Annotated in this window: 26 protein-coding genes; 13 read left to right on the plus strand and 13 right to left on the minus strand. The window is 67.1% G+C overall.

Translation table 11 applies throughout. The features are described from left to right. Positions 1-4 precede the first annotated feature (4 nt). The 6 genes from V9L21_RS04140 to selD form a co-directional block, all read right to left on the minus strand. Positions 5-673, minus strand: a complete 669-nt coding sequence (locus V9L21_RS04140; protein WP_337309400.1) for a potassium channel family protein — start codon at positions 671-673, stop codon at positions 5-7. After that, positions 663-1,994, minus strand: coding sequence for a TrkH family potassium uptake protein (locus V9L21_RS04145; protein ID WP_337309402.1), 1,332 nt, complete (start codon positions 1,992-1,994; stop codon positions 663-665). Before V9L21_RS04145 ends, V9L21_RS04140 begins: the two co-directional genes overlap by 11 nt. Positions 1,995-2,057: 63 nt before the next feature. Beyond that, positions 2,058-2,333, minus strand: coding sequence for a DUF3297 family protein (locus V9L21_RS04150; RefSeq protein WP_337309404.1), 276 nt, complete (start codon positions 2,331-2,333; stop codon positions 2,058-2,060). A gap of 41 nt (positions 2,334-2,374) precedes the next feature. After that, complete coding sequence (locus tag V9L21_RS04155) at positions 2,375-2,818, minus strand: ribonuclease HI family protein (RefSeq protein ID WP_337309406.1); 444 nt, start codon at positions 2,816-2,818, stop codon at positions 2,375-2,377. Positions 2,819-2,831: 13 nt separating this feature from the next. Beyond that, a complete protein-coding gene (locus V9L21_RS04160; RefSeq protein ID WP_337309408.1) occupies positions 2,832-3,317 on the minus strand; it encodes a hypothetical protein in 486 nt (161 codons plus the stop codon). A 95-nt stretch (positions 3,318-3,412) separates the two neighbouring features. Then, positions 3,413-4,492, minus strand: a complete 1,080-nt coding sequence (selD, locus tag V9L21_RS04165; protein ID WP_337309410.1) for a selenide, water dikinase SelD — start codon at positions 4,490-4,492, stop codon at positions 3,413-3,415. Positions 4,493-4,611: 119 nt separating this feature from the next. Here selD and V9L21_RS04170 point away from each other — a divergent pair, with 119 nt between their 5' ends. Genes V9L21_RS04170 through V9L21_RS04210 form a run of 9 tightly spaced genes read left to right on the plus strand, consistent with a single transcriptional unit; the run spans position 4,612 to position 10,999 of the window. Beyond that, positions 4,612-5,469 (plus strand): putative selenate ABC transporter substrate-binding protein, encoded by an 858-nt coding sequence (locus V9L21_RS04170; protein ID WP_337309412.1) that lies wholly within the window; start codon positions 4,612-4,614, stop codon positions 5,467-5,469. Positions 5,470-5,500: 31 nt separating this feature from the next. Then, positions 5,501-6,340, plus strand: coding sequence for a phosphonate ABC transporter ATP-binding protein (locus V9L21_RS04175; protein WP_337309414.1), 840 nt, complete (start codon positions 5,501-5,503; stop codon positions 6,338-6,340). After that, positions 6,337-7,191 carry a PhnE/PtxC family ABC transporter permease gene (locus V9L21_RS04180; RefSeq protein WP_337309415.1) on the plus strand — a complete coding sequence of 285 codons (855 nt, stop codon included), beginning with the start codon at positions 6,337-6,339 and terminating at the stop codon, positions 7,189-7,191. The genes V9L21_RS04175 and V9L21_RS04180 overlap by 4 nt, the downstream gene beginning before the upstream one ends. Beyond that, complete coding sequence (gene phnE, locus V9L21_RS04185) at positions 7,188-7,991, plus strand: phosphonate ABC transporter, permease protein PhnE (protein ID WP_337309417.1); 804 nt, start codon at positions 7,188-7,190, stop codon at positions 7,989-7,991. Before V9L21_RS04180 ends, phnE begins: the two co-directional genes overlap by 4 nt. Further along, entirely contained in the window at positions 7,984-9,057 is a 1,074-nt protein-coding gene (gene mnmH / locus V9L21_RS04190) for a tRNA 2-selenouridine(34) synthase MnmH (RefSeq protein ID WP_337309419.1), read from the plus strand. The genes phnE and mnmH overlap by 8 nt, the downstream gene beginning before the upstream one ends. 28 nt (positions 9,058-9,085) lie before the next feature. After that, on the plus strand, positions 9,086-9,511 hold the full coding sequence (locus V9L21_RS04195; RefSeq protein ID WP_337309421.1) for a GNAT family N-acetyltransferase: 426 nt from the start codon (positions 9,086-9,088) through the stop codon (positions 9,509-9,511). Between the two features lie 22 nt (positions 9,512-9,533). After that, positions 9,534-10,028 carry a GNAT family N-acetyltransferase gene (locus V9L21_RS04200; protein ID WP_337309423.1) on the plus strand — a complete coding sequence of 165 codons (495 nt, stop codon included), beginning with the start codon at positions 9,534-9,536 and terminating at the stop codon, positions 10,026-10,028. 47 nt (positions 10,029-10,075) lie between these two features. Then, entirely contained in the window at positions 10,076-10,345 is a 270-nt protein-coding gene (locus V9L21_RS04205; RefSeq protein ID WP_281149528.1) for a DUF2277 domain-containing protein, read from the plus strand. 27 nt (positions 10,346-10,372) lie between these two features. Beyond that, entirely contained in the window at positions 10,373-10,999 is a 627-nt protein-coding gene (locus tag V9L21_RS04210) for a LysE family translocator (protein WP_337309424.1), read from the plus strand. Between the two features lie 18 nt (positions 11,000-11,017). Here V9L21_RS04210 and V9L21_RS04215 read toward each other — a convergent pair whose 3' ends face one another. Then, positions 11,018-11,227 (minus strand): thrombospondin type 3 repeat-containing protein, encoded by a 210-nt coding sequence (locus V9L21_RS04215; protein WP_258504674.1) that lies wholly within the window; start codon positions 11,225-11,227, stop codon positions 11,018-11,020. Between the two features lie 271 nt (positions 11,228-11,498). Here V9L21_RS04215 and pbpC point away from each other — a divergent pair, with 271 nt between their 5' ends. From pbpC to V9L21_RS04235, 4 genes are all read left to right on the plus strand, one after another. Beyond that, positions 11,499-13,790, plus strand: a complete 2,292-nt coding sequence (gene pbpC / locus V9L21_RS04220) for a penicillin-binding protein 1C (protein ID WP_337309426.1) — start codon at positions 11,499-11,501, stop codon at positions 13,788-13,790. Then, positions 13,787-15,190: a TPM domain-containing protein gene (locus V9L21_RS04225; protein WP_337309428.1), complete on the plus strand. Its 1,404-nt coding sequence runs from the start codon at positions 13,787-13,789 to the stop codon at positions 15,188-15,190. Before pbpC ends, V9L21_RS04225 begins: the two co-directional genes overlap by 4 nt. Before the next feature lie 84 nt (positions 15,191-15,274). Continuing rightward, on the plus strand, positions 15,275-15,955 hold the full coding sequence (locus tag V9L21_RS04230) for a FadR/GntR family transcriptional regulator (RefSeq protein WP_337309430.1): 681 nt from the start codon (positions 15,275-15,277) through the stop codon (positions 15,953-15,955). A gap of 10 nt (positions 15,956-15,965) precedes the next feature. After that, the gene (locus V9L21_RS04235) at positions 15,966-17,246 is read left to right on the plus strand and encodes a CynX/NimT family MFS transporter (protein WP_258504670.1); all 1,281 of its coding nucleotides are present in this window, start codon (positions 15,966-15,968) and stop codon (positions 17,244-17,246) included. A 17-nt stretch (positions 17,247-17,263) separates the two neighbouring features. On the opposite strand, the gene V9L21_RS04240 is transcribed toward V9L21_RS04235, so the two are convergent. Genes V9L21_RS04240 through V9L21_RS04265 form a run of 6 tightly spaced genes read right to left on the minus strand, consistent with a single transcriptional unit; the run spans position 17,264 to position 25,186 of the window. Then, entirely contained in the window at positions 17,264-18,448 is a 1,185-nt protein-coding gene (locus V9L21_RS04240; RefSeq protein WP_337309432.1) for a M20 aminoacylase family protein, read from the minus strand. A gap of 50 nt (positions 18,449-18,498) precedes the next feature. Beyond that, entirely contained in the window at positions 18,499-20,001 is a 1,503-nt protein-coding gene (locus tag V9L21_RS04245) for a M81 family metallopeptidase (RefSeq protein ID WP_337309433.1), read from the minus strand. A gap of 47 nt (positions 20,002-20,048) precedes the next feature. Continuing rightward, positions 20,049-21,665, minus strand: a complete 1,617-nt coding sequence (locus V9L21_RS04250; RefSeq protein WP_337309435.1) for an ABC transporter ATP-binding protein — start codon at positions 21,663-21,665, stop codon at positions 20,049-20,051. Between the two features lie 2 nt (positions 21,666-21,667). Further along, positions 21,668-22,615: an ABC transporter permease gene (locus tag V9L21_RS04255; protein WP_443304498.1), complete on the minus strand. Its 948-nt coding sequence runs from the start codon at positions 22,613-22,615 to the stop codon at positions 21,668-21,670. Positions 22,616-22,636: 21 nt separating this feature from the next. Next, positions 22,637-23,578, minus strand: coding sequence for an ABC transporter permease (locus tag V9L21_RS04260; RefSeq protein WP_337309437.1), 942 nt, complete (start codon positions 23,576-23,578; stop codon positions 22,637-22,639). A 24-nt stretch (positions 23,579-23,602) separates the two neighbouring features. Then, a complete protein-coding gene (locus V9L21_RS04265; RefSeq protein ID WP_337309439.1) occupies positions 23,603-25,186 on the minus strand; it encodes an ABC transporter substrate-binding protein in 1,584 nt (527 codons plus the stop codon). Between the last annotated feature and the right edge of the window lie 58 nt (positions 25,187-25,244).

A 25,244-nucleotide genomic window follows, 5' to 3' on the forward strand; every position in this document is an offset into this window, starting at 1 on the left:
GACCTCAAACACGCGCGGCAAACCGCTCCACAGCCTCCGTCGGCCCGGCCACGATCAGAAGGTCGCCGGGTTTCACGACGGTGTTCTCCTTGGCATAGATGAAGTCTTCGTGCCGGCGCTTGATGCCCACGACCGTGACGCCGTGCTTGGTGCGCACCGCAGATCCGGAGAGCGGCTTGCCATGGGTTTCGCTTGGCGCCCTGGTCTTTGCAATCGCGAACCCGTCTTCGAATTCGATGAAATCGATCATCTTGCCCGTGACCAGGTGCGCGACGCGCCGGCCCATGTCAGCCTCGGGGTACACCACGTGATGGGCGCCCACCCGCTCGGCGATGCGGCCGTGCTGCTGGCTGTTGGCCTTGGCCCAGATGTCCTTGTTGCCCATCTGGCTCAGGTTCAATATGGTGAGAACGCTCGCCTCGAGGTTCTGGCCGATGCTGACCACAGCGTGCTGGAACTCGTTCACGCCGAGTTGCTTGAGCGACTCCAGGTCCGTGGCGTCGGCCTGCACCACATGGCCGAGCACGCCGGCATGCGCCTGCACCGCCTCGGCGTCGGTATCGATGGCCAGCACGTCGTGCCCCAGTTCCGCCAGGGCGCGCGCCACGCCGGAGCCGAACCTGCCGAGCCCGATCACGACCACGCTGTCTGCGTTGTTTCTACTACCCAACAATTGGCTTCTCCTCTGGAAAACGATAGCCACGCCGGGTGTGGTTCACCGCCATTGCGGCGGCCAGCGTGACAACACCTACACGCCCCGCAAACATCAGCAGGACCAGAACGAACTGGCCCGCCGGCGGCAATTCGGCGGTAATGCCGGTCGACAGACCGACGGTGGCAAAAGCGGAAATGACCTCGAACAGCACCTTCTCGTACGGCAGCGAGGTCATGGGCACGAGGGTCAGGGTGGCCAGCACGATGGCGCCTGCGCTCAGCACCAGAATGGACAGCGCCTGGCGCTGGACGGCGGTGGAAATCCGCCGCCCCTGGAACTCGACGTCCTGGTGCCCGCGAATCTCGTTCCAGACGACCAGCAGCAGCACGAAGAATGTCGTCACCTTGACGCCCCCCGCCGTTCCGGCGCTGCCGCCGCCGATGAACATCAGCAGGTAGTGCAGGTTCAGCGACTCCACGGTGAGCGCACCGATGTCGATCGCATTGAAGCCGGCCGTGCGCGCCGAAACCGATGTGAATGCCGCCGCAAGCAACCGGGTGGGCCAATCGAGGGCGCCGAGCGTCGCCTTGTTTTCCCACTCGGCCAGCAGAAGCGCCACCGTGCCCGCAACGATCAGGAAGACCGTGCCCCAGACAGTGAGCACGGTGTGCATCGATTTGACCTGCCGGCGCCGGCGCAGGCCGATGACCTCGTGCAGCACCGGAAAGCCGAGGCCACCGACCACGATGGCGAACATCAGCGGGCCCAGAACCCACGCGTCGTGCACGAAGCGCACCACGTTGTCGTTCCAGGTGGAAAACCCGGCATTGTTGAAAGCCGACACCGAGTGAAAGACGCCCTGCCACAGCGCTTCGCGCCAGCCCATGTCGTGGCCGAAGGCGAATCGGGCAGCGAGAACCAGCGCGGCAGAGGCCTCGACCACGACGGTCACGATGAGAACCAGTTTCGCCACGCTCCTGACGTCGCCCAGGCCCAGCGAGTGGGTTTCCGCCTGCAGCAGCAAACGCGATCGCAGGCGCATCTGGCTGTTGACGAGCAAGCCGAGCAGCGTGGCGGAGGTCATCATGCCGAAGCCCCCGACCTGGAACAAACCCAGTATCACGGATTGCCCGAAGCCGGACCAGTAGGTGCCGGTATCGACGACGACGAGCCCCGTCACGCACACGGCCGATGTGGCGGTGAAGAGCGCCGTCAACCAGGGCGCGCTCTCGCCCGCCACGCGAGAACCGGGCAGCATCAGCAGCGCCGTGCCCAGGCCGATGACCGTGAGAAACGCAAGCGCCAGTACGGACGACGGATGCGTGAGCCTGGTGCTCACGCGTTCCCGCCGAAGCGGCTCACCGGCCCGGTAGTGGACTTGCGCATGCGCCGGACGCCCACGCTAGCGGTAGAACGCCTCGACCCTGCCCTTGAGCTTGATCAGGAGCGGCTTGCCCTTGCGGTCCACCGTCTTGCCCGCGGGCACCTTGATCCAGCCTTCGCTGATGCAGTATTCCTCGACGTCGAGGCGCTCCTTGTCGTTGAAGCGGATGCCGATGTCGTGCTCGAAAACGGCCGCGACGTGGTGCGGGCTGCGCGGGTCGGTGGACAGGTGGTCGGGGAGAGGCGGAGGAGGCGGAAGAGGCGGAAGAGGCGGAAGGGAGTTGGCTTCGGTCATGGAATAAACGGGTATCTATCTGAAAAACTGAACCGCGCAGCTTAACGCCGCTTCTTTGTTGCCTTGGCGGGCGCCTTGGGCGCAAACCCCAGCGAGGCGCGCGCGAGCGCATCGGCCTCGTGGTTGCGGTGCCGCGGTACCCAGCGCAGGCTAGCCTCCTCGAACGAGCCGAGCAGCGCACGGGCGTCTTCGAACAAGCCGGCCATGCGCGCGATCGGCCTGGCGCCGGACCCGCCGAGCTGCTCGACGAGGATGCTGTTGTCGGTATAGGCCAGCACCGCGGTCGCGCCCCTTGCCTTCAGTTCCTCCAGTGCGAGGGTCAGCGCCCTCAGCTCGGCCTCGTTGTTGCAGCCGATGGCATGGCTGGCCGCCGACAAGGTATGGCGGGTGCCGTCGGGCTCGGTGATGACGGCGCCGGCGCCCATGCGGCCGGGGTTCGGCATGGCGCTGCCGTCGCAGTACACGGTCCAGGGGCGAAGTTGCATCGGCTGAGTCGGCTCAGCAGTTGCTGCGCTTGATGCCCGCCAGGTTCTGGCAGGGGCGCTGGCCCGGCGGCGGGCCCGGATCCTGCGGGCGCGGAGGCCGCGGGCGAATGACCGGGCGGCCGCCGTCGTAGTACGGATCCGGCCCCCAGCTGTACACCGGCGGCGGCTCGGGAGCCACGCGCCGCTCTTCGACGTTGCGCGGAATGATGGCGGGGCCTTGCGGCACGTTGCTGACAGGGGGCTGCGGCAACGCCGCGCTTGGCGGCGGCGGCGTGTAGGCCGGGCGGCGCGCTTCTTCAGACGAAGCGGGCGGCACCACCGCCAGCGGCTCGGAAATGGGCACCTGGCGCGAGAGCTTGGTCCCGGCGGGGCACTGGCCGTCCGTGTAGACGATGCCGCCACTCGCGTCGGTGCAGCGAACCACGTCCGCGGCATACGCGGCCATGCCCATGGCCGCGGCAGCAAAGACCGAGATGAAAAGAACCGTTGTGCGCATCATGCGACCCTCGTTGTTCGCTGCCGGAGTCTTGCAGCGTTTCCCCTTGGCAGCATTCTGGCCCCAACCCGGGACTTGCGGCGGCATCCGTGCGGCCGTCAAGGCAACACGCGCAGGCGCGCCGGGCCCTGTTCCATGCGGCCGACCACGGCGGCATGGGCGAAGCCTTCGCTCCGGAACACCTGTAGCACGGCGTCGGCCGAATCGGCAGCGCAGCTCACGAGCAGACCGCCCGAGGTCTGCGGGTCGCTCAGCAGCGCCTGGGCCGTGGCGGGGAGGCCGTCCGCAAGCTCGATGTCTGTACCGTAGCCGGCCCAGTTGCGGCCCGAGGCACCGGTCACGAAACCATCCGCCGCCATGGCGGCCACGCCTTCCAGCAGCGGCACGCGGGGCCAGTCGATGGTGGCCGTGAGCCTGGCGCCGCGCGCGAGCTCCAGCGCATGGCCGGCCAGGCCGAAGCCGGTGACGTCGGTGAGCGCATGCACACCCGGCATCGTGGCCAGCGCAATGCCCGGGGTGTTGAGCCGCGTGGTGTTCTCGATGAGCTGCCGGTAGCCCACGAGCGAAAGCTTTTCTTTCTTGAGCGCGGCCGAGAGCACGCCCACGCCCAGCGGCTTACCGAGCACCAGCACGTCGCCCGCACGCGCCTCGGCATTGCGCTTGACGTAGGCCGGGTCGACCAGGCCCATCACCACGAGCCCGTAGATCGGTTCGACCGAATCGATGGTGTGGCCGCCCGCAATCGGAATGCCGGCCGCGCGGCACACGTCCTGCCCGCCACGCACGATGTCGCCGATGACTTCCACCGGCAGCTGGTTGACGGGCATCGCCAACAGTGCCAACGCCATGATCGGCTTGCCGCCCATCGCGTAGACGTCGCTGATGGCGTTGGTGGCGGCAATGCGGCCGAACTCGTACGGGTCGTCCACGATGGGCATGAAGAAGTCGGTGGTCGCGATCAGCGCCTGCTTGTCGTTCAGGCGGTACACGGCCGCATCGTCGGCGGTTTCGATGCCCACCATCAGCTCGGGCGGAATCAGGCCGCCGCCGCTGTTCTTCAAGATTTCGGACAGCACGCCGGGCGCGATCTTGCAGCCGCATCCGCCGCCGTGCGAAAAGCTGGTAAGCCGCAGCGGGGCCAGCGGGTTGAGGGGGGAAATCGTCGGCGTGTCGGTCATGGCGCAATCCGTATCAGGGGCAGTCCCCCATTATCGAAGCCACGCCCAAACGGCGCCCAAACGCGGGTTTCTACAATCGAGGGTTGTCCCTTCCTCCCTGCGCCATGCCGCGCCATTCCATGAAAAACCTCCTTCGCATTGCCCTCGCGCTCTCGCTGTCCGCCTTTGCCCTGGGTGCCTTTGCACAAGGCAAGGTGCTGCGCGTGTCCGCCATTCCCGACGAGGCGCCCACCGAATTGCAGCGCAAGTTCTCGCCGCTGGGCGACTACCTGAAGAAGGAAACCGGCATGGACGTGCAGTTCACGCCCGTGACCGACTACGCCGCAGTGGTCGAAGGCCTGGCCACGAACAAGATCGACCTGGCCTGGCTCGGCGGCTTTACCTTTGTGCAGGCCCGCATTCGCACCAACGGCGGCGCGGTGCCGATCGTTCAGCGCGCGGAAGACGAAGTGTTCACCAGCAAGTTCATCGTGCCGCAGGACAGCACCGCCAAGACGCTGGCCGACCTGAAGGGCAAGACCTTCGCGTTCGGCGCGCCCTCCTCCACCTCGGGCAGCCTGATGCCGCGCTACTTCCTCATGCAGGCCGGCATCGACCCTGAAAAGGATTTCAAGACCGTGGCGTTCTCCGGCGCGCACGACGCCACCGTGGCCTTCGTGGCCGCCTCACGCGCCGAAGCTGGCGTGCTGAATGCGTCGGTGTGGGAGAAGCTGGTCGAAAGCAAGAATCCGAACGCCGCCAAGGTGCGCGTGCTGGCCACCACGCCCACCTACTACGACTACAACTGGACCGTGCGCCCCGGCCTCGATCCGGCGTTGACGAAGAAGCTCACCGAGGCCTTCCTGAAGCTGGACCCGGCCAACCCCGCCATGAAGGACATCATGGCCCTGCAGCGCGCGAGCAAGTTCATTGCCACCAAGTCGTCGAACTACGACGGCATCGAAGCTGCCGCCAAGTCGGCGGGCCTGGTCAAGTGATGCGGCTGCGGCGCGCCAGCGGAGCCGTCGCGTGAGTTTTTCGCTCGACGAAGTCGGGCTGGTTCACCCGAACGGCCATCGCGCGCTGCAAGGCGTGTCGTTCGCCGCGCGCGCGGGCGAGCGGGTGGCCGTCATCGGGCCTTCGGGCGCGGGCAAGACCACGCTGCTGCGCGTGCTCGGCGCCGCGCTGCGGCCCGGCGAAGGCACGGTGCAGCTGCTCGGCGAATCGCCTTGGAGCCTGGCTGCGCCCGCATTGCGCAAGCTGCGCGCACGCATCGGCACCGTGCACCAGAGCCCGCCGATCGCGCCGCGCCTGCGCGTGGTCACCGCCGTGCTCTCGGGGCGGCTGGGGCAATGGAGCGCGATGCGTGCACTGGCCTCGCTGCTGCGCCCGTCAGACCTTGCCGGGGCGCACGAGGTGCTGTCGCGCCTCTCGCTCGAAGACCGGCTGTTCGACCGCTGCGACCGCCTTTCCGGCGGCCAACTGCAGCGCGTGGGCATTGCGCGCGTGCTCTATCAGCGGCCCGCGCTGCTGCTGGCCGACGAACCCGTGTCCGCGCTCGACCCGACGCTGGCCGATGCCGCGTTGCAGCAGCTGGTGGCGCAAAGCGAAGCGACCGGCGCCACGCTCGTGGCTTCGCTGCATGCGGTCGACCTGGCGCTGCGCTGGTTTCCGCGCATCGTGGGCATGCGCGGCGGGCAGGTAGTGTTCGACGAGCCCATAGGCAAGGTGACCGAACCGATGCTCGCGGCGCTTTATGCGAGCGAAGGCGGGCTGCCGATGCAGGCACCGGAACGGCCTCTCGGCATCGCGTCGGGTCCATTCGCTTCGGGCGCCGTGAACTCCATCGAACGCCCTGACTGCCTGTGAGCACCGTGCAGCAGCCATTGCCGCCACGCACAGTGCCCGCGCTGCGCGACCCGCTGGCGCGCCGCCGCCTGGTGTGGCTGCTGGCCGCGCTCGTCATCACATGGCCGATGCTGCAGCTGTCGGGCTTTGCGCCCTCGGCCCTGTTCGCACCCGGCAACCTGCAGGTGATAGGCGGTTTCCTCGCTGGCTTTCTGCCGCCCGAAACCGCGCCGGACTTTCTGGCGATGCTGGCCAAGGCCACGCTGGAGACACTGGCCATGGCCACGGCCGGCACGGCGCTGGCATTCGTCATCGGCGCGCCGCTGGCTTTCGTGACCACACGCGCGCTCTCGGTCTCGCGCATCGGCCCCGGACCGGGCCGTGCGCAGGCCGGCATGGTGCGGCAAGCCGGGCGCTCGGTGCTGATGGTGCTGCGCGCCGTGCCCGAGATCGTCTGGGCGCTGGTCTTCGTGCGTGCGCTCGGCTTGGGCCCCGCAGCAGGCGTGCTGGCGCTGGCCATCACCTATGGCGGCATGCTCGGCAAGGTATATGCCGAAGTGCTCGAATCGACCGACACGCGCCCCGCCCGCGCGTTGCTGGAAAGCGGCAGCGGGCGCTTTGCCGCACTGGTGTACGGCCTGTTGCCCAACTCCGCGCAGGAGCTCATCTCTTACACCGTGTACCGCTGGGAATGCGCCGTCAGGGCCTCGGTGGTGATGGGCTTCGTGGGCGCGGGCGGCCTGGGCCAGCTCATGGACCAGTCTATGAAGATGCTCAACGGCGGCGAAGCCAGCAGCATCCTGCTGGTGTTCCTGGTGCTGGTGCTGCTCGCCGATGCGCTGAGCAATGCGTTGCGGCGGTTGCTGGCATGAACCGGCACGTTGACTTGGCCGGGCCACCTCGCTGCGTCCGCTGCTGGGCGGCATCGGCCCTGGTGCTCGCCGCCGTGGTGGCGAGCTTTGCCTACCTGGCCATCGACTACCGCGCGCTGTTCACGGCGGAGTCGATCGGCTTCATGGGCAAATTCATTGCGGAGTTTTTTCCGCCCGATTTTTCGAACGCCTTTCTTGCCAAGACGGCGTGGGGCGCACTGCAGACGCTGGCCGTTTCGGCGCTGGGCACGCTGCTGGCCGCCGCGGGAGCCGCCGCGCTCGCATTGCTGGCCTCGGGCAGGTCAGGCCTGCTGGTGCGGCAGGGCTGCCGTTTTGTCCTCAACTTTCTGCGCAGCGTGCCCGAGCTGGTGTGGGCCGCGCTCATGGTGCTGGCCGCGGGCATCGGCCCGTTTGCCGGTGCGCTCGCGCTCGCGCTGCACACCACCGGCGTGCTGGGCCGCCTGTTCGCCGAAAGCCTTGAGAACGCGCCGCGCGAGCCTGAACAGGCGCTGTCGCTCAGCGGCAGCGGCGCCGCGGCGGCGTTTGCCTACGGCAGCCTTCCACTCGTGCTGCCGCAATGGGTGGCCTATGCGCTGTATCGTTGGGAAATGAACATCCGGATGGCCGCGGTGCTGGGTTTTGTCGGCGGCGGCGGCCTGGGCCAGCTTCTCTACTTTCACTTGTCGATCTTTCAACAGCAGCAGGCCATGACCGTATTGATTGCAATGTTCGTCCTGGTGGCGCTTGTCGACCTGGCAAGCGGCCGGCTGCGCCGCAACCTGGGACATGCCCATGCGTGAACACGACAACCCGCGCCACCAGCCCACGCGCGTGGCCGACCTGCACCGGTTCGACACCGTCATCGATGCGCGCTCGCCTTCCGAGTTTGCGCTCGACCACATTCCCGGCGCCATCAACTGCCCGGTGCTCGACGACGAAGAGCGCCGCATCGTCGGCACCATCTACAAGCAGACGGGTGCGTTCGAGGCGCGGCGCGTCGGCGGCGCCATGGTGGCCGCCAACCTCGCGCGGCACCTGCGCGAACGCTTCGGCGAGCAGCCCCCGAGCTGGCGACCGCTCGTGTATTGCTGGCGCGGAGGGCTGCGCAGCGGTTCGATGGTCACCTGGCTGCGCCTGGTCGGATGGGACGCGCAGCAGCTTGCCGGTGGCTACAAGAGCTTTCGCCACCATGTGCTGGCGCAAATCGAGGCCACGGTGCCGAAGCTTCGGCTCAAGGTGATCTGCGGCGCCACCGGCAGCGCCAAGACGCGCGTGCTGCAGGCGCTGGCCGCGCGCGGCGAACAGGTGCTCGACCTGGAACACTACGCCAGCCACAAGGGCTCGCTGCTGGGCGCCCTGCCCGGCGTGCCGCAGCCGTCGCAAAAGCAGTTCGAAACCCGCATTGCCACCTGCTTCGGTGCGCTCGACCTTTCTCGCACGCTGTATGTGGAAGGCGAGAGCGCCCGCATCGGCCGGCTCTCGGTTCCCATTCCCCTGGTCGCCCACATGCGCGCCGCGGCATGCATCGAAATTCAAGCGGATGCGGCCGCACGGCTCGACTACCTGCTGCGCGACTACGCCTACCTGGGCGACGACCGCGCCGCGCTCGCGGAACAGCTAGGCAGGCTGAAGGAAATGCAGGGCAAGGCCGTGGTGCAGCGCTGGCAAGAGTGGGCGATGGCGGGCGACCTGCCGCAACTTTTTGCGGAACTGATGGCGCTTCACTACGATCCGCACTACGAACGCTCGCAGGCGCGCCATTTCGAGAAGTGGCCGCTGCGCCAGCAGGTGGCTGCGCCGGACCTCACGGACCAAGGCATCGAAGCCGTCGCGGACGCCGTCCTGCGATTGAACGCGGCCGGGTGACCGGCCAAAAACAGAGGAGACACGCTCCATGGCACTCGAATGGCGCCATTCGCTCGAAGGCATCGATTGGGAAGAACTCTCCCGGCTCTACCAGGCCGCACCGCTCGGCAACAAGCAGCCCGACGGACTGAAGCTCGTGTTCTCCAACAGCATGTTCAAGTGCTTCGTGTACGACAACGGCCGCATGGTCGGCGCCGGGCGTGCAGTGGCCGACGGGCTCGACTGCTCCTACATCTGCGACGTGGCCGTGCACCCCACCCATCAGGGCACGGGCCTCGGCAAGCAGCTCGTCTCTCGGCTCATGGATCTTTCGAAGGGCCACCGCAAGATCATTCTGTATGCGGTGGCCGGCAAGGAACCCTTCTACGAAAAGTTCGGCTTCAGGCGCATGAAGACCGCCATGGCCGTTTTCGAGAACCAGGCGCAGGCCGCGGAGCGCGGGCTGATCGAGTGAACACGCGTTTCGTCTCGCGCCCATGAACCATTCCGTAGTTGCGACCGAAGAACACCACTTCGAAAGCCTGCACAAGGCGCTCGACGCCGTGGCACGCGAGCAGAAGTACCTCGCGCTCACGCAAGCGCCGCCGCTGGAACAGTCGCTTGCCTTCTACCGGAATGTGCTGTCCACGGGCTTCCCTCATTTCGTTGCCGTCGATCGCACCGGCAAGGTCGTGGGCTGGTGCGACGTGTCGCCGGTATTCGGCCATTCACGCGCCCACATCGGCCTCCTGGGCATCGCACTGCTGCCCGAGGCACGCGGCCAAGGGCTCGGCGCGCAACTGCTGCAGGCCGCCATCGATAGGTCGTGGACACGCGGACTCACGCGCATTCAGCTGACGGTTCGCGCGGACAACCTGAATGCGAAGGCGCTGTACGAACGCTTCGGCTTCGAGCACGAAGGCCTCGTGCGCCGCGCCAGCCTGATCGACGGCGTCTATCACGACGCCCACGCGATGGCGCTGCTTCGCTAGACTGGTGGGCGAATTCACTGCCGAATGCCGCCGAATGGAGTTCGCCCATGTGCAGAAGCATCAAGACCCTCTACAACTTCGAGCCTCCCGCCACCGAGCAGGAGATCCGCGCCGCGGCGCTGCAGTTCGTGCGCAAGCTCAGCGGCTTCAGCGTGCCTTCCAAGGCCAACCAGGAGGCCTTCGAGCGCGCGGTCGACGAAGTGGCGGCAACGGCTGCGCGCCTGATCGATTCGCTGGTTACCACCGCCGAGCCGCGCGACCGCGCCATAGAGGCGGAGCGTGCCAAGGCCAGGTCGGCCGCGCGCTTCGGCACCTGAACGCAACAACAACCCTGGAGACTTTTCATGCCCGTTGAACTCTGGCTCGCCTTCGTGGCGGCATCTGCCGTGCTCTTGATCATTCCCGGCCCGACCATCCTCACGGTGATCAGCTATTCCATGTCGCACGGCCGGCGCGCCAATGTGCCGCTGGTGGCGGCAGTGGCGCTGGGCGATTCGACGGCGCTGGTGGTTTCGCTGCTGGGCCTGGGTGCGCTGCTGGCCGCTTCGGCGTTCTGGTTCACGGTGGTGAAGTGGGCGGGCGGCCTGTACCTTCTGTACCTCGGCATCAAGCTGCTGCGCGCGGGCATCACGTCGTCCGAAGTCGCGGCGCCTGCCGCGCCCGATTCGCACTGGCGGCTGTTTGCCAATACCTACCTGGTAACGGCGCTCAACCCCAAGGGCATCGTGTTCTTCGTGGCGTTCCTGCCGCAGTTCCTGAGCCCTGCGGCCGACATGACGCGCCAGCTGTGGATGCTGGCGGTCACCTTCGTGGCCATGGCGGCGCTCAATGCCACGCTCTACGCCGTGTTTGCGGGATCGGCCCGCAAGCTGCTTTCGTCGCCGCGCGCGCAGCGGCGCTTCAACCTTGCGGGTGGTTCGCTGCTGAGCGCGGCGGGCGTGTGGGCGCTGCTCGCGCGCCGACCCGTCTGAGCCGCGCGCCAGCCCGCATCAGCGATACGGGTTGTTCGGCCTGCGGTCGTAGCGGTTGGGCACCCCGTCGCCATCGCGGTCGCGGTCATAGCGGTTGGGCACGCCGTCGCGGTCTCGGTCGCCGCCGTAGTACTGGCCGCGCGGCGGAGGCGGACGGTCGTAAGGTGCAACCACGCAGCCGGCCAGAACAGCCGATGCGGCAAGCAGAATGGCCAATGTCTTCTTCATGATTTTCTCCTTGGAGTTTTCAAACGCGGCCTGCCTCCGCAAGCCGTCCTCTGCATTGAAGGCCACCTCCGTCTCGGGTGCGTATCCCGAATGACGCTCGGGCGTGAAGTTCGTTACCGGATGTGGAACCTTGCTGCGAACTTTGGCTGTAATTGCTGAGCAAGGGAGGCGGCGGCACGCCCGAGTCGGAGTAGGTGCAGTTCCCGTGGGCGCATCGCCGAGAATGGCGCGGCTTCGACATCTATTTGCCTGCCTCCAGTTCACGCCCCCCATGCATCGCTCGTCATTTACCGCCAGCCATCTTGCCGCTGCATTGATCGTGGCAAGCTGCATGCAGCCGAGCCTGGCGTTTGCCGCCGGTGCGGTGAGCTTCGACGAGGTGAAGCGCGGGTTTCGCTCGTCGGACGCCGCGGTGCTCGACCGCAACGGCGAACTGCTGCAGCGCGTGCGCACCGATGCCACGGTGCGGCGCGGCCAATGGATTGCGCTGGCCGATGTGTCGCCGGCGCTGCGCATGGCCATGGTGCTGAGCGAGGACAGGCGCTTCTACGAGCACAGCGGCATCGACTGGCGCGCGGTGTCGTCGGCGGCGTGGGCCAACCTGTGGAACACCCGCACGCGCGGCGCCTCGACCATCACGATGCAGCTGTCGGGCCTGCTCGACGAAGACCTGCGCCGCGCCAACAGCGGGCGCACTTTCACGCAGAAGATCGGCCAGACGGTGGCGGCCACTCAGCTGGAGCGCAACTGGCGCAAGGACCAGATCCTGGAGGCCTACCTCAACACCGTGCCGTTCCGCGGCGAGATCGTGGGCATCGATGCGCTTTCGCGCACGCTGTTCGGCAAGGCACCGAGCGGGCTGGACGCGCGCGAGGCCGCCGTGGCCGCGGCGCTGGTGCGCGCGCCCAACGCCAAGCCAGCGCAAGTGGCACAGCGCGCATGCGAGGTCATGCGCGCGATGGAGCCGGGCCAGAAGATCGACTGCGATGCGCTCGACATGTTCACCAGTGCGGCGGTGCAGCGGCGGGCGTTCGATGCGAACGAAGGCATTGCGCCGCACGCGGCTCGTCGCGTGCTGAAGGAACTGGGCGAGGCCGAAGCGACCGCAAAGCCCGCGGCGCCCGCGCGGCAAGCGGGCCCCAGGGAAGCCGCCGTGCGCACCACCCTGCGCGCGCCGCTGCAGCGCTTTGCGCTCGACGCGCTGCAGCGCCACCTGAAGGAACTGCGCGGCCGCCATGTGGAAGACGGCGCGCTGGTGGTGCTCGACAACGCGAGCGGCGAGGTGCTGGCATGGGTCGGCTCGTCGGGCCCGCTGAGCCAGGCGGCAGAGGTCGATGCCGTCACCGCGCTGCGCCAGCCGGGCTCCACGCTCAAGCCGCTGCTCTATGCACAGGCCATTGCCGAGAGGCGGCTCACCGCGGCATCGCTCATCGACGATTCGTCGGCGCAGATCAACACCGCCAGCGGCCTCTACATTCCGCAGAACTACGACCGGCAGTTCAAGGGGCCGGTGTCGGCGCGCACGGCGCTCGCCGCATCGCTCAACGTGCCGGCCGTGCGAACGCTGGTGATGGTGTCGCCCGAATCGTTCGCGCGGCAACTGCGCGCGGCCGGACTGCCGCTGCGCGAAAGCGGCGACTACTACGGCTACAGCCTCGCGCTCGGCAGCGCCGAGGTGTCGCTGCTGTCGCTCACCAATGCCTATCGCATGCTGGCGAACGGCGGGCGCCACGGGCTCACCACGCTCACGGCGCGCACGGCCGCGCCGCCGCCGGCCTCATCGGCCAAACCCAGGGCCGCCGACAACACATCCGCCGCCGCAGCGCCCATGCTCGACCCGGCCGCGGCCTTTATCGTCGGCGACATCCTGTCCGACGCGAACGCACGCACGCGCACCTTCGGGCTCGACAGCATTCTTTCGACGCGCTTCTGGACCGCCGTGAAAACCGGCACCAGCAAGGACATGCGCGACAACTGGGCCGTGGGCTGGTCGCAGCGCTACACGGTGGGCGTGTGGGTCGGCAACGCGAGCGGCGCGTCGATGTGGGACGTGAGCGGCACCAGCGGCGCGGCCCCGGTGTGGGCCGAGGTGATGCGCTTTTTGCACGCACGCGAGCCGAGCCGTGCGCCCAGGCCGCCCGCTGGCCTGGTCGAAGCGCGCGTGGCTTTCGGGCCCGGCGCCGACGGCAATCCGCTCGAAGCGGCGCGCAGCGAGTGGTTCCTGCAGGGCACGGAGCAGCCGCTCTTTGCGCTCGACACCGGCGCGGGCACGCCGGCGGCAAACACCGCGGCGGCGCGCATCATCGCGCCGGTCGACGGCACCATCATCGCGCTCGACCCGGACATTCCGCCCCTGCACCAGCGCGTGCGCTTCGAGTCCGAAGGCCGCGGCGTGCAATGGCGCATCGACGGCAAGCACTTTGCGCGCGGCAACAGCGCGCAATGGCTGCCCTGGCCGGGGCGCCACGTGATCGAACTCGTCGACGCGACGGGCAAGGTGGTCGACCAGCGCAGGCTCGAAGTGCGCGGCGCGGGCGTGGTCGCGAAAAGCGCCCGCCGATGAAGTCGGTCATCGGCGGGGTGCGGGCTCTGCGGCTCTGGTGGTGGTTGAGCCTGCATGTGGCTGCGCTGCTCGCGTGGCCCTTGCCGGCGCAAGCCAAGCCTGTGCCTATGCCACCGATGCAGTCGCGCGTGGTCGATCTGACGAACACGCTGAAGCCCTCCCAAGCCGAAGCTTTGCGGCAGCAGATTGCATCCATCGAGAGCGAAACCCAGGCGCAGTTTGCGGTACTGATCGTGCCCACCACCGGGGAAGACTCGATCGAGCAGTACGCCACGCGTGTCTTCGCCGCCTGGAAGCTGGGCCGCGAGCAAGAAGACGACGGCGTGCTGCTGCTGGTGGCGCTGAAAGACCGCCGCATGCGCATCGAGGTGGGCACGAGCCTGGAAGGCGCCATCACCGACATACAGGCCGCCCGCGTCATCGACGAGCAGTTGATGCCGGCCTTTCGCAGGGGCGAGTTCGCGGAGGGCATCGAGGCGACGCTGCGAGTGCTGTCGCAGCGGGCCGGCACGCAGCCTTCCATGATGATCGCCGAGCCGGACACGCCGGAGGACGAACAGCACACGCTGCAAGCGCAGGAAGAGCCGGATGAAAGCGCCCCCACCGGTGGTATGGGCCGCGTGACGCCTGCAGGCTGGGCCCTCTTCGGCGTTCTGCTCTGGAGCGTTGGCGTGGGCATCTGGCACAGCCGGCGGTCCGGCAAGCCGAAGCGCAGGCGCGCGGCCGCCCCGGCCCCGGATTCGTTCTCGCGCGCGCATTCCCACTGGAAGCTGTCGTTCGGCATGCTCATGGCCCCTGCGCTGGCGGCCGCCGTCATCCTGCGCGAACCTGTGATGCTTTTCATGCTTGCGACGATGCCCGCCCCGCTCGGCTTCGGGCTGGGAATGGCCTGCGCTCGCTCGCGTACCGCGCGGCGCATTACCGCCGCCGCGGTGCTGCTGATCGTGCTGCTCGTCGTGGCGGCCCGCAGGGTGGGAGCGGACGTGCTGCTGCAGGGTGCCATGTACCTGTTCGCCGCCATGATCGGCCTTGCGTTCGCCTCGGGCGTGGCGTTCGGCATGCGCAATGCCTGGCGCGCAAGCTTCGCCAGCTTCGGTTTGCGCCTTCTCTTCGTGCTCGGTGCCATGGCCGCGATGAGTGCGACGGCCTTCCAGGGCATTGCAGAGGACACGATGTGGATGCCGCTCACGTTGGTGGCTGTGGTGACATCGGCATTCGCCTTTCTTCCGCTCGCCTTCGGCAATGGGAGCGGCGCGGGCCGCGTTCGCTACAGCTCGAGCGACAGTGGCTGGAGCGGCAGCAGTTCCTCCAGCAGCTCTTCTTCCTCGTCGTCGTCTTCGTCATCTTCATCGGGCGGCGGCGGCTCCAGCAGCGGCGGCGGGGCATCCGGCAGCTGGTAGCTGCAATCCCCTGCTTGCGACTGCGGCATTGAAGCCGGCGGACAATTCATCCAATGATTCAATGAATAGGCCTTTCTGATACATATGCTGGCCCAAGCACCCCGAACCTCCCTTGCCGACAGCGCAGCCAACAGCATTCGCGCCGAAATCTCGGCCGGCCGCTGGGCCGTCGGTTCGCGCATTCCCGTCGAGCCACAACTCGCACTGCTCCTGGGCGTGAGCCGCGGCACCGTACGCGAAGCCGTGAAAACGCTGGTCTCGCGCGGGCTGCTCGAAGTGCGGCAGGGCTCCGGCACCTATGTGCGCTCCGGGTTCGATCCTTCAGCCAACTTGCAGAAAATGCGGCGCGCGAGCCTGCGCGACCAGTTCGAGGTGCGCCGCGCGCTCGAGGTAGAAGCCGCCCGGCTTGCCGCCGTGCGCCACACCGCCAAGGACCTGCGCAACCTGAGGGCCCTGCTCGACCAGCGCGGCTCGCCGGACGCAAGCGACGGTGGCGCGAGCTTCATCCAGCGCGACCTGGATTTCCACCTGGCGATCGTCGACGTTTCGGGCAACCTGGCGCTGGCGGAAACCTGCCGCTTCATTACCGGCTACATCAAGGACACCATCGGCAGTTCAATCGGCACCAGCCTGCCGGAACCTGACCAGGCGGCGCACGAATCCATCGTCGAAGCCATTGCCAGCCGCGACCCCGACCGCGCCGCGGAAGCGGTTCGCGCCTTCATGGCGCCCATGCTTCACGCACTGTCGAAAGCCGAGCCATGAAGGGCATTCGATGAGCGCGGTGCCTTTTTCCACCAACCGGGCCGCCGGCGAACTGCTGATCGACGCCGAGGCGGACAGCATGCCCGCGCCGCACCCCACGCCGGCGCCGAGCCTGGCCCGCCGCATCCTGCTGGGCGCGAGCGTGGTGCTGATTGCCTTCAACCTGCGGCCGGTGTTTGCCAGCCTTTCGGTGATGCTGCCCGAAATCATGGCGGCCACCGGCCTTTCGGCCACCGCCGCGAGCCTGCTGACCACCCTGCCGATCGTCTGCCTGGGCGTGTTCGCGCCGCTGGCGCCGGGCCTGGGCCGGCGCTTCGGCACCGAGCGCACGCTGCTCGGCTGCATGGTGCTCATTCTGGTGGGCACAGCGCTGCGCGGCACCGGCAACATTCCGCTGCTGTTCCTGGCCTCGGCCGTTGCGGGCAGCGGCATCGCGGTGTCGAACGTGCTGCTCTCGGGCCTGGTGAAGCGCGACTTCGCCGGACAGGCGGCGCTGATGATGGGCCTCTACACCATGGCGGTGTGCGGCGGCGCGGCCAGCGCGGCCGGGCTCACGGTGCCGCTCGAACATGCATTGGGCGGCGGCTGGACTTCCGCGCTGGCCATGTGGGCGCTGCCGGCCCTGCTGGTCACGCTGATCTGGGCGCCGCAGGCCCTGCCGCTGAAGCCGGTGGCAAGCGAATCGGGCTTTACCGTGCGCGGGCTCTGGCGCGACCGCCTGGCTTGGCAGGTCACGTTCTTCATGGGTCTGCAGTCGGCCCTTGCGTACATCGTGATGGGCTGGCTCGCGCCCATCCTGCGTGAGCGCGGGTTGGGCGGCGAAACCGCCGGCTACGTGGTGTCGCTCGCCGTGATGACGCAGGTGGTGACCTGCCTCGTCGTTCCCGCCGTGGCGGTAAGGCTGCGCAACCAGCGCGGCCTGGCCGTGGGGCTGGCCCTGCTCACCCTGGCCGCCATGCTGGCGATGCTGTTCGCGCCGCTCTCCGGCGTTTGGTTCTGGGCCGTGCTGCTGGGCATTGCGCAAGGCGGCACCTTTGCACTCGCGCTCACCTTCATGGTTCTGCGCTCGCCCGATTCGCATGTGGCGGCGCACCTCTCGGGCATGGCGCAGGGCGTGGGCTACATGGTGGCCGCGTGCGGCCCGCTGCTTGCCGGCCTGCTGCACGGCTGGACCGGGAGCTTCCGCGCATCGTCGTGGCTCTTCATCGGGCTGGGCATTGCGCTGGTGATTGCGGGCCTCGGCGCGGGGCGCACGATGCATGTGGGCGCGGTAACGGTTCCCCGGCGCTGAGGCCGGCGCACCACCCGCTATCGCAGGTAGCTCTCGGCAAGCATCGCCCAGTAAGCCGCGCCGATCGGCAGGTTGCTGTCGTTGAAGTCGTAGCCCGGGTTGTGCACCATGCAGCCGCCGTGCTCGCCTGTCGCGCCGTTGCCGATGAAGAGATAGCAGCCGGGCTTCTTCTCGAGCATGAACGCGAAGTCTTCGCTGCCGGTAACCGCCGGGCCCTGCGGCTCCACGTGTTCGGCGCCCACCAGCTCGCAGCCGATGCGGCGTGCGAACTCGGTTTCTTCGGGTGTGTTCACCAGCACAGCGTAGCCCTTGCGGTAGTCGACCTGCGCCTTCACGCCAAAGCTTTCGGCCTGGGCCGTGACGATGGCCTTCAGGCGCTTTTCGAGCAGCACGCGCACTTCGCGGTTGAGCGAACGCACGCTGATCTCGAGCACCGCCGTTTCGGGAATCACGTTGTTGGCCTTGCCCGAGTGAATGGCGCCCACGGTCACGATGGCCATCTCTTGCGGATCGGCATTGCGCGAGACGATGGTCTGCAGCGCCATCACGATGCTCGACGCGGCAACGATCGGGTCGGCCGTGCGGTGCGGCATGGCGCCGTGGCCGCCCACACCGGTGAGCGTGACGGTGGCGTAGTCCGACGAGGCCATGGCCGCGCCCTCGCGAAACACCAAGTCGCCTTGCCGGCGCCCCGGCGAGTTATGCATGGCATAGACCGCATCGCACGGGTACTTTTCGAACAGGCCGTCTTCCATCATCTTCACGGCGCCGCCCATGCCCTCTTCGGCCGGCTGGAAGATGAGGTTGAGCGTGCCCGAAAACTCGCCGTGCTGCGCGAGGTACTTGGCCGCGCCGAGCAGCATGGCGGTGTGGCCGTCATGCCCGCACGCGTGCATGATTCCGGGGCGTCCGCTGCGGTAGGCAAGACCTGTTTTCTCCTCGATGGGCAATGCGTCCATGTCGGCGCGAATGCCGATGGCGCGCGTTCCGCTGCCGCGCTTCAGGCGGCCCACGAGCCCCGTCACGCCCAGGCCGCGCTCCACCTCGTAGCCCCAGGCGGTGAGGCGCTCGGCCACCAGGTCGCTGGTGCCGAATTCCTCGAAACCGAGCTCTGGGTTCTGGTGGATCTGCTGGCGCACCGTGACGAATTCGGCGGCATTCTTTCTCATGTACTCGAGGTAGTGCTGGGCGCTTTGAGGCATCGTGGTCTCGTGTTGCGAATGGGTGGGTGGATGGATGACGGAAGGTCGGCTCAGGGCTGCAGCGCCATCGAGGCGGGCAGCCGGGTCCACGGCAGGTCGGCCGGGTCGGCCGCCATCGGACCGGGCGCCTTGGCCACGAGGATGTGGCTCGCAATGGGCGCGAAGTCGGCGCGAAAGTGCACGGAGCTCTTGTTGACCAGCACCTTCATCGCCTCCGGCTCGATGCCGACGAAGCGGAACAGCTCGCGGTCGAGCATCTGGCTCTTGCCGCTGCCCACGGCAATCAGCACGCCATCGATCTCGAGGCAGGCGCTCGGGCCCAGCTGCACCGCGCCGCCCCGGAACATCGGGCCCTTGAAGGTCACCACGCCATCGCTCAGCGCCCGCACGGTGAACAGCCCTTCCACCGGCTTGTCGCTGAACCTGCCGCCCCAGGTCGGCACCGAGGTGCCCACGCCGATGCGGATCTGCGCGCCCACGCCGGCCTCGTGGGCGGCCGCCGCGGCGGCGGGATCGAACATCAGGCCGAGCGCGATCTTGCCCGGGTAGCGCTTGCCCGCGCCTTCGGCCAGCAGCGCGTGCAGCATGCCCGAAGTGTTGCTGTCCGCGCCCGCGCCGGGGTTGTCCTGCGTGTCGGCAATGACCACCGGCTTGTCGGCGCCTTCGGCCAGAGAGAGCGCACGGGCCACCGCGGCGCGCGGCTCCAGCACTTCGAGCCGCCATTGCGAACGCGGCTGGTCGATGCGCTCGAACAGCGTGGCAACGGCGGCGCCCGCGTCGTCGCCATAGCCCCACACCACGGGGCCGCATTCGGCAATGTCGGCAGCCGGAAAGCCGGTGGCAAAGCTCAGCACCGCATCGTGCTTTTCGTCCAGCTCCTTGAGCAGCCGGTACACCGAGGCGGCCGGCTCGATCATGGTCGATTGCACATTGAGCGGCAGCAAAAAGGAAAGCCGCCGCGCATGCAGCGGCTCTCGCGTGCCGCGTGCAATGCGGCGCGCGAGCAGCCGGGCGGCCAGCTTTCCGGTGTCTGCCATGTCGACGTGCGGATAGGTGCGGTAGGTGGCCAGCGCATCGGCCTCGGCCAGCATTTGCGCCGTGATGTTGCCGTGCAGATCGAGGCTCGCAACGATGGGGATGTCGGGCCCGACGAGCTTGCGGATGCGCGCAATCAGTTCGCCTTCGGGGTCTTCAAGATGCTCGGTGACGGCCGCGCCATGCAGGTCGAGATACACCGCGTCGATGCCGCCCTGCGCGAGTGCGGCGGCCAGGTCTTCGGTGATGGCCCCCGCAATGCGCTCGAACGCGTCTTCGGTTACGTGGGCCGAGGGCGTGGCACCTGCCCATGCCGACGGCACGAGCGACCAGCCGTTCTCGCGCGCCGCATCGATGAAGCCGCCGATGGGAATGTTCTTGCCCGCGTAGGCGGCAATGATCTCTGCGCCGCGCCGGTACGGAGGAAAACTCGAGCCGGCGTTGAATGCGGCCCAGTCCGCCTTGCTGGGTGCGAAGGTGTTGGTCTCGTGCTGGAAACCGGCGATGAAGACTTTCATGGGATCCTTTTTTCTCGAACTTTTCTCGAACGGACGAACGAAGAATTTCAGCTGCGTGCAAAGGCAAAGTCGCGGCCCGGCGCCGCTGCCAGCAGTTTGCGCGTGTAGTCGTGGCTCGGGGCGAAGAACACGTCGCGCACCGAACCGCGCTCCACGATCTCGCCCTGGCTCATGACAAGCACGCTGTCGCAGATCTGGCTGGCCACGCGCAGGTCGTGGGTAATGAAGAGAATGCCGATCTTCAGCCGCTGCTGGATCTCGTCGAGCAGGCGAAGGATCTGCGCCTGCACCGAAACGTCGAGTGCCGACACGGCCTCGTCGGCAATCAGCACCTTGGGATCGCAGGCCAGCGCGCGCGCAATCGAGATGCGCTGGCGCTGCCCGCCCGAAAACTCGCTGGGGTAGCGGCGAAGCGCATCGGGCGAAAGGCGCACAAGGCGCATCAGCTCTTCGGCGCGCGCCCACGCCTGCTCGTAGGGCGTTCCAAAGTTGACCGGGCCTTCTACGATCGAGGCACCCACGGTCTGCCGCGGATTCAGCGAACGGTACGGGTCCTGGAAAATCACCTGCACCGTGCGCCGGAACGGCGACAGCGCGCGCCCTTTGACATGCGCCACCGAGCGGCCGTCGGCAAAGATGTCGCCCGAGCTCGGGTCGATCAACCGCGCGATGCAACGCGCCACCGTCGACTTGCCCGAGCCCGATTCACCCACGATGCCCACGGTTTCGCCGGGCCTCACTTCGAGTGACACATTGCGCGCCGCATTCACCGTGCGGCGCTTGCCGGGCCAGCTGCCCGTGATGTAGGTCTTGCAGATGTTCACCGCGTTGAGCAGGGGATAGGTGTCCACCACCGGCGGCCGGCGCGGCGGCGAGAGCTCGGGCACCGCGTCGAGCAGCATCCGTGTGTAGGGCTCGCGCGGGGCCGTGAGCACCGCCATCTTGTCGCCCTTCTCGATCATGGCGCCCAGCTCCAGCACCACCACCTCGTCGGCAATTTCCGCAACCACGCCGAAGTCGTGCGTGATGAAGAGCACGGCCGTACCGTTCTCGGTTTGCAGCTCCAGGATGAGCCGCAGTATCTCGGCCTGCGTGGTCACGTCGAGTGCGGTGGTCGGCTCGTCGCAGATCAGCAGCACGGGCTTGAGGATGAGCGCCATCGCAATCACGATGCGCTGGCGCTGCCCACCCGAAAGCTGGTGCGGATACGAAGCGTAGATGCGTTCGGGCTCGGGCAACCGGACGCGCGCCATGATGGCCATGATCTTTTTCCGACGCTCGGCCGAGCCCATCTGCACGTGCTGCGCCAGCATTTCGTCGATCTGCGCACCGCAGGTCATTACCGGGTTGAGCGCGGTCATGGGCTCCTGGAACACCATGGCCATCGACGGTCCGCGCAGCTGGCGCAGGCGCGCGGGAGTTGCGGCCAGCAGGTTTTCGCCCTGCAGCTCGACGGTGCCGCGCACCGGTACAAGGCCGGAAGGCAGCAGCCCCATTACCGCGTTGGCAATGACCGACTTGCCCGAGCCGGACTCTCCGAGCAGGCAGACGATTTTTCCGGGCGGTACGTCGAATGAAATCTTGTCGACCGCATGCGGCCGGTCGCCGCCGCGCGGGAGCGAAATGGCCAAGTCGCGAACGGAAAGAACAGGTGCTTGCGCCATGTTCAGCCCCCGCGCTTGTTGAACTTGGGATCGAGCGTGTCGCGCAGCCCGTCGCCGAGGATGTTGACCGCCAGCACCGTGAGCGCCAGGAAGATGCCGGGGAACAGCACGTTGTGCGGGAACTGGTTGAACTGCGCCCTGCCCTCGGCCATGATGTTGCCCCAGGTGGCCATGTCGGCCGGCAGCCCGACACCGAGGAACGAGAGGATGGCTTCGACAAGAATCGCCGAGGCGCACACATAGGTCGCCTGAATGATGAGCGGCGCAACGGCGTTCGGCAGGATGTGGCGCACAAGGATCTTCCACGTCGGCGTGTCCAGCGCAATGGCTGCTTCCACATAAGGTTCTTCACGCACGGTAAGCACCACCGAGCGCACGAGGCGCGCCACGCGCGGAATCTCGGGCACCGCAATGGCCACCACCACCGTCAGCAGCTTGCCGCCGAACAGCGCCACCAGGCTGATCGCGAACAGAATGCCGGGGATGGCCATGACGCCGTCCATCAGCCGCATGATTGCGCTGTCGAGCCGCCGAAAGTAGCCGCCCAGCAAACCGACGAGCATGCCGAACACCACCGCCAGAACGGCCACCGACACGCCCACGGTAAGCGACACGCGTGCACCGTAGAGGGTGCGGCTCCATATGTCGCGGCCCAGGCTGTCGGTGCCCATGACGAACAGGTGCTCGAAGGTGTCGCCCGCCAGGCTGTTGAACTCGCCGCGCGTGCCGGGCAAGAGGTTGCCGCTGCCGGGGTCGATGGCGGTCGGGTCGATGGTGCCGAGCCATGGCGCGGCAAGCGAGATGAGCACCAGCAGCAGCAGCACGCCGCCGCCGACGCGTACCGACCAGTCGGCCAGGATGCGCTTGAGCAGCGACCGGCGCTTGGGCGGCGGCAACGGTTCTACGATGGCTTCGCCTGCAGGCATGGGAGTGGCAAGTGAATCGGTCATGTGTTTGCTTCTTCTTGCGCCTCAATAGCGAATGCGCGGATCGAACACCAGGTAGCTCAGGTCGATCAGCAGGTTGACCAGCACATAGACGACTGAAAAGAACAGCGTGATGCCCTGTATCAGCGGAAAGTCGCGCGACAGCACCGCATCCACCGTAAGCTGGCCGAGGCCCGGAATGGCGAACACGGTTTCGGTAACCACCACCCCGCCGATCAAGAGCGCAATGCCGATCCCGATCACCGTGACGATGGGAATTGCCGCGTTGGCAAGCGCATGCCGCATGAGCACCCGTTTTTCCGAGATGCCCTTGGCGCGCGCGGTGCGGATGTAGTCCTCGGTCATCGCCTCGGCCACGGCCGCGCGCGTGACGCGCGCAATCAGCGCCACGTAGATGATCGACAGCGTGATCGACGGCAGGATGAGGTGCTTGATCCAGAGCAGCGGCCCCTGGCTCAGCCGCTGGTAGCCCTGCACCGGCAGCCACTGCAGGTGCAGCGCAAAGATCCAGATGAGCACATAGCCGATCACGAACGCCGGTATGGAAAAGCCCATGACCGAAAAGCCCATCAGCATGCGGTCGAGCCAGCCGCCGTGCCGCCAGGCGGCAACAACCCCGAGCGGCACCGCGACGAGGATGGTGACCACCAGCGTCACCGCCGCGAGAGACACCGTCGGCTCGATGCGCTGGCCGATGAGCTCCACCACCGTTTTCTTCATGAAGTAGGACTCGCCCAGGTTGCCTTGCAGCAGCCGGCCGCTCCAGTGCAGAAACTGCACGGGAAGGGATTCGTTCAGCCCCAGCTGCTCGCGCACCTTGGCGATGTTCTCGCTGGTGCCGCTGTCGCCCACGATGGCGGCCGCCGGATCGCCGGGTGCCAGCCGGAGCATGAGAAACACGATCAGCGCAACGATGACAAGCACCGGCACGGTCGACAGGATTCGGCGCGCAAGGAAGATCAGCATGGGGTTTCCAGAAAAGAGCGCCCGTCAGTTCTTCTTGATGTTCCAGAACACGGCAACGGGCGAGCGCACCACGCCGCTCACCGCCGCCTTGCGGTAGGCGGTCAGCGGCTTGTATTCGCCGATGGGCGCGTAGATGCCGGTGTCGTACACGCGCTGCTGGATGGCCGTGGCCAGCTCCTTGCGCCGGGGTTCGTCGGCCGTTGCGAGGAAGTCGGATTTCAGCTGCTCCAGCTTCTCGTCGGTGGCCCAGCCGAACCAGCCCTTCTCGCCGTTGCCCGTGAGAGGCGCATAGAACATCGGGTTCATGTTGTCGGCAATGCCCCAGCCGGTGATGAAGAGATTCCAGCCGCCCTTGTCGACCGGATCTTTCTTGGCGCGGCGCGTCACCAGCGTGGGCCAGTCCATCGACTGCATGTCGACATTGAAGCCGGCCTGCTTCAGCAGCTGCGCCATCACGGGCGGAAACTTGTTGAGCAGTGCAAAGTCGGCCGGGTACATCAGCACCACGGGCTTGCCGTCGTAGCCGGCGTCCTTCAGCAGGGCCTTGGCTTTCTCGAACTGCGGCTTGCCGGTGAAGTAGCCGGTCTTGTCGCTGGAGAAGATCGTGCCGCAGGGGTACACCGATGCGCAGCTGTTGTAGAGCTCCTTGTGCACCATCTGGGCGCGCATGAGCGCCTCCTGGTTGATGGCCATGATGGCGGCCTGCGCGATCTTCGGGTTGTCGAAAGGCGGGATGATGTGGTTCAGGTGCAGCGCGAACGAGCCCTTGGGAATCGGGTTGTCGACCGTGATGGACGTGTTGCCCTTGAGCGCCGTGTACTGCTCGGGCGGCAGCCACTCGATCATGTCGACCTCGCCGTTGGCAAGCGCATTGGCCTGCGTTTGCGCATCCTTCAGGATGATCCATTCCATGCGGTCGACATACACGTTCTTGCCGCCCGCCGTGCCCGAGGGTGCTTCGACGCGGGGCACGTATTTGGCGTTCTTCAGGTACACGATCTTCTCGCCCGGGCGGTACTCGTCCTTCTTGAAGATGTAGGGCCCGGAGCCCGTGGCGTCGTCGATCTGCTTGTCGGGCGGCGTGGCGGCCACGCGCGCCGGCATGATGAAAGGCGGATTCGACGAAGGCTTGCTCAGCGCGTCGAGCACCATGCCGAAGGTTTCCTTGAAAACCAGCTTGAACGAATTGGCGTCGACGGTCTCGGCCTTGTCGAGCGCCGCATACATCTTCTGCCCCAGCCCGTCGCGCTGGCCCCATCGCTTGAGCGACGCCAGCACGTCTTCCGACGTCACCGGCTTGCCGTCATGAAATTCCAGGCCCTTGCGCAGCGTGAACGTCCAGGTCTTGCCGTCTGCGCTGGTGGTGTACTTGTCGACCATCTGCGGCTTGACCTTGCCCTGCTCGTCCACGCCGAAGAGCGTGTCGTACACGGCATAGCCATGATTGCGCGTGATGAACGCGGTGGTCCAGATCGGATCGAGAATCTTCAGATCGGACTGGGGCACCACCCGCAGCACCTTGCCCGCCTCTTGTGCGAACGCGCTTGCAACGCCAATAGCGAGCATGGCGCTCACGACAACGGCTTTCAGGTTTCGTTTCGACAGCATCTTCGGTTCTCCGGTTGAAAAAATCGTGAGGAAAGTCAGCGAAAAACGGGGGTCGATT

The sequence above is a fragment of the Variovorax sp. CCNWLW235 genome, from assembly GCF_037204085.1.
Lineage (GTDB): Bacteria > Pseudomonadota > Gammaproteobacteria > Burkholderiales > Burkholderiaceae_C > Variovorax.

Excerpts from the sequence above, each read along its gene's own strand:
- V9L21_RS04150 (WP_337309404.1), bottom strand. The coding sequence starts at position 2,333 with ATGACCGAAGCCAACTCCCTTCCGCCTCTTCCGCCTCTTCCGCCTCCT.
- V9L21_RS04155 (WP_337309406.1), bottom strand. The coding sequence starts at position 2,818 with ATGCAACTTCGCCCCTGGACCGTGTACTGCGACGGCAGCGCCATGCCG.
- V9L21_RS04160 (WP_337309408.1), bottom strand. The coding sequence starts at position 3,317 with ATGATGCGCACAACGGTTCTTTTCATCTCGGTCTTTGCTGCCGCGGCC.
- selD (WP_337309410.1), bottom strand. The coding sequence starts at position 4,492 with ATGACCGACACGCCGACGATTTCCCCCCTCAACCCGCTGGCCCCGCTG.
- V9L21_RS04170 (WP_337309412.1), top strand. The coding sequence starts at position 4,612 with ATGAAAAACCTCCTTCGCATTGCCCTCGCGCTCTCGCTGTCCGCCTTT.
- phnE (WP_337309417.1), top strand. The coding sequence starts at position 7,188 with ATGAACCGGCACGTTGACTTGGCCGGGCCACCTCGCTGCGTCCGCTGC.
- mnmH (WP_337309419.1), top strand. The coding sequence starts at position 7,984 with ATGCGTGAACACGACAACCCGCGCCACCAGCCCACGCGCGTGGCCGAC.
- V9L21_RS04195 (WP_337309421.1), top strand. The coding sequence starts at position 9,086 with ATGGCACTCGAATGGCGCCATTCGCTCGAAGGCATCGATTGGGAAGAA.
- V9L21_RS04200 (WP_337309423.1), top strand. The coding sequence starts at position 9,534 with ATGAACCATTCCGTAGTTGCGACCGAAGAACACCACTTCGAAAGCCTG.
- V9L21_RS04205 (WP_281149528.1), top strand. The coding sequence starts at position 10,076 with ATGTGCAGAAGCATCAAGACCCTCTACAACTTCGAGCCTCCCGCCACC.
- V9L21_RS04210 (WP_337309424.1), top strand. The coding sequence starts at position 10,373 with ATGCCCGTTGAACTCTGGCTCGCCTTCGTGGCGGCATCTGCCGTGCTC.
- V9L21_RS04215 (WP_258504674.1), bottom strand. The coding sequence starts at position 11,227 with ATGAAGAAGACATTGGCCATTCTGCTTGCCGCATCGGCTGTTCTGGCC.
- pbpC (WP_337309426.1), top strand. The coding sequence starts at position 11,499 with ATGCATCGCTCGTCATTTACCGCCAGCCATCTTGCCGCTGCATTGATC.
- V9L21_RS04225 (WP_337309428.1), top strand. The coding sequence starts at position 13,787 with ATGAAGTCGGTCATCGGCGGGGTGCGGGCTCTGCGGCTCTGGTGGTGG.
- V9L21_RS04230 (WP_337309430.1), top strand. The coding sequence starts at position 15,275 with ATGCTGGCCCAAGCACCCCGAACCTCCCTTGCCGACAGCGCAGCCAAC.
- V9L21_RS04235 (WP_258504670.1), top strand. The coding sequence starts at position 15,966 with ATGAGCGCGGTGCCTTTTTCCACCAACCGGGCCGCCGGCGAACTGCTG.
- V9L21_RS04240 (WP_337309432.1), bottom strand. The coding sequence starts at position 18,448 with ATGCCTCAAAGCGCCCAGCACTACCTCGAGTACATGAGAAAGAATGCC.
- V9L21_RS04245 (WP_337309433.1), bottom strand. The coding sequence starts at position 20,001 with ATGAAAGTCTTCATCGCCGGTTTCCAGCACGAGACCAACACCTTCGCA.
- V9L21_RS04250 (WP_337309435.1), bottom strand. The coding sequence starts at position 21,665 with ATGGCGCAAGCACCTGTTCTTTCCGTTCGCGACTTGGCCATTTCGCTC.
- V9L21_RS04255 (WP_443304498.1), bottom strand. The coding sequence starts at position 22,615 with ATGACCGATTCACTTGCCACTCCCATGCCTGCAGGCGAAGCCATCGTA.
- V9L21_RS04260 (WP_337309437.1), bottom strand. The coding sequence starts at position 23,578 with ATGCTGATCTTCCTTGCGCGCCGAATCCTGTCGACCGTGCCGGTGCTT.
- V9L21_RS04265 (WP_337309439.1), bottom strand. The coding sequence starts at position 25,186 with ATGCTGTCGAAACGAAACCTGAAAGCCGTTGTCGTGAGCGCCATGCTC.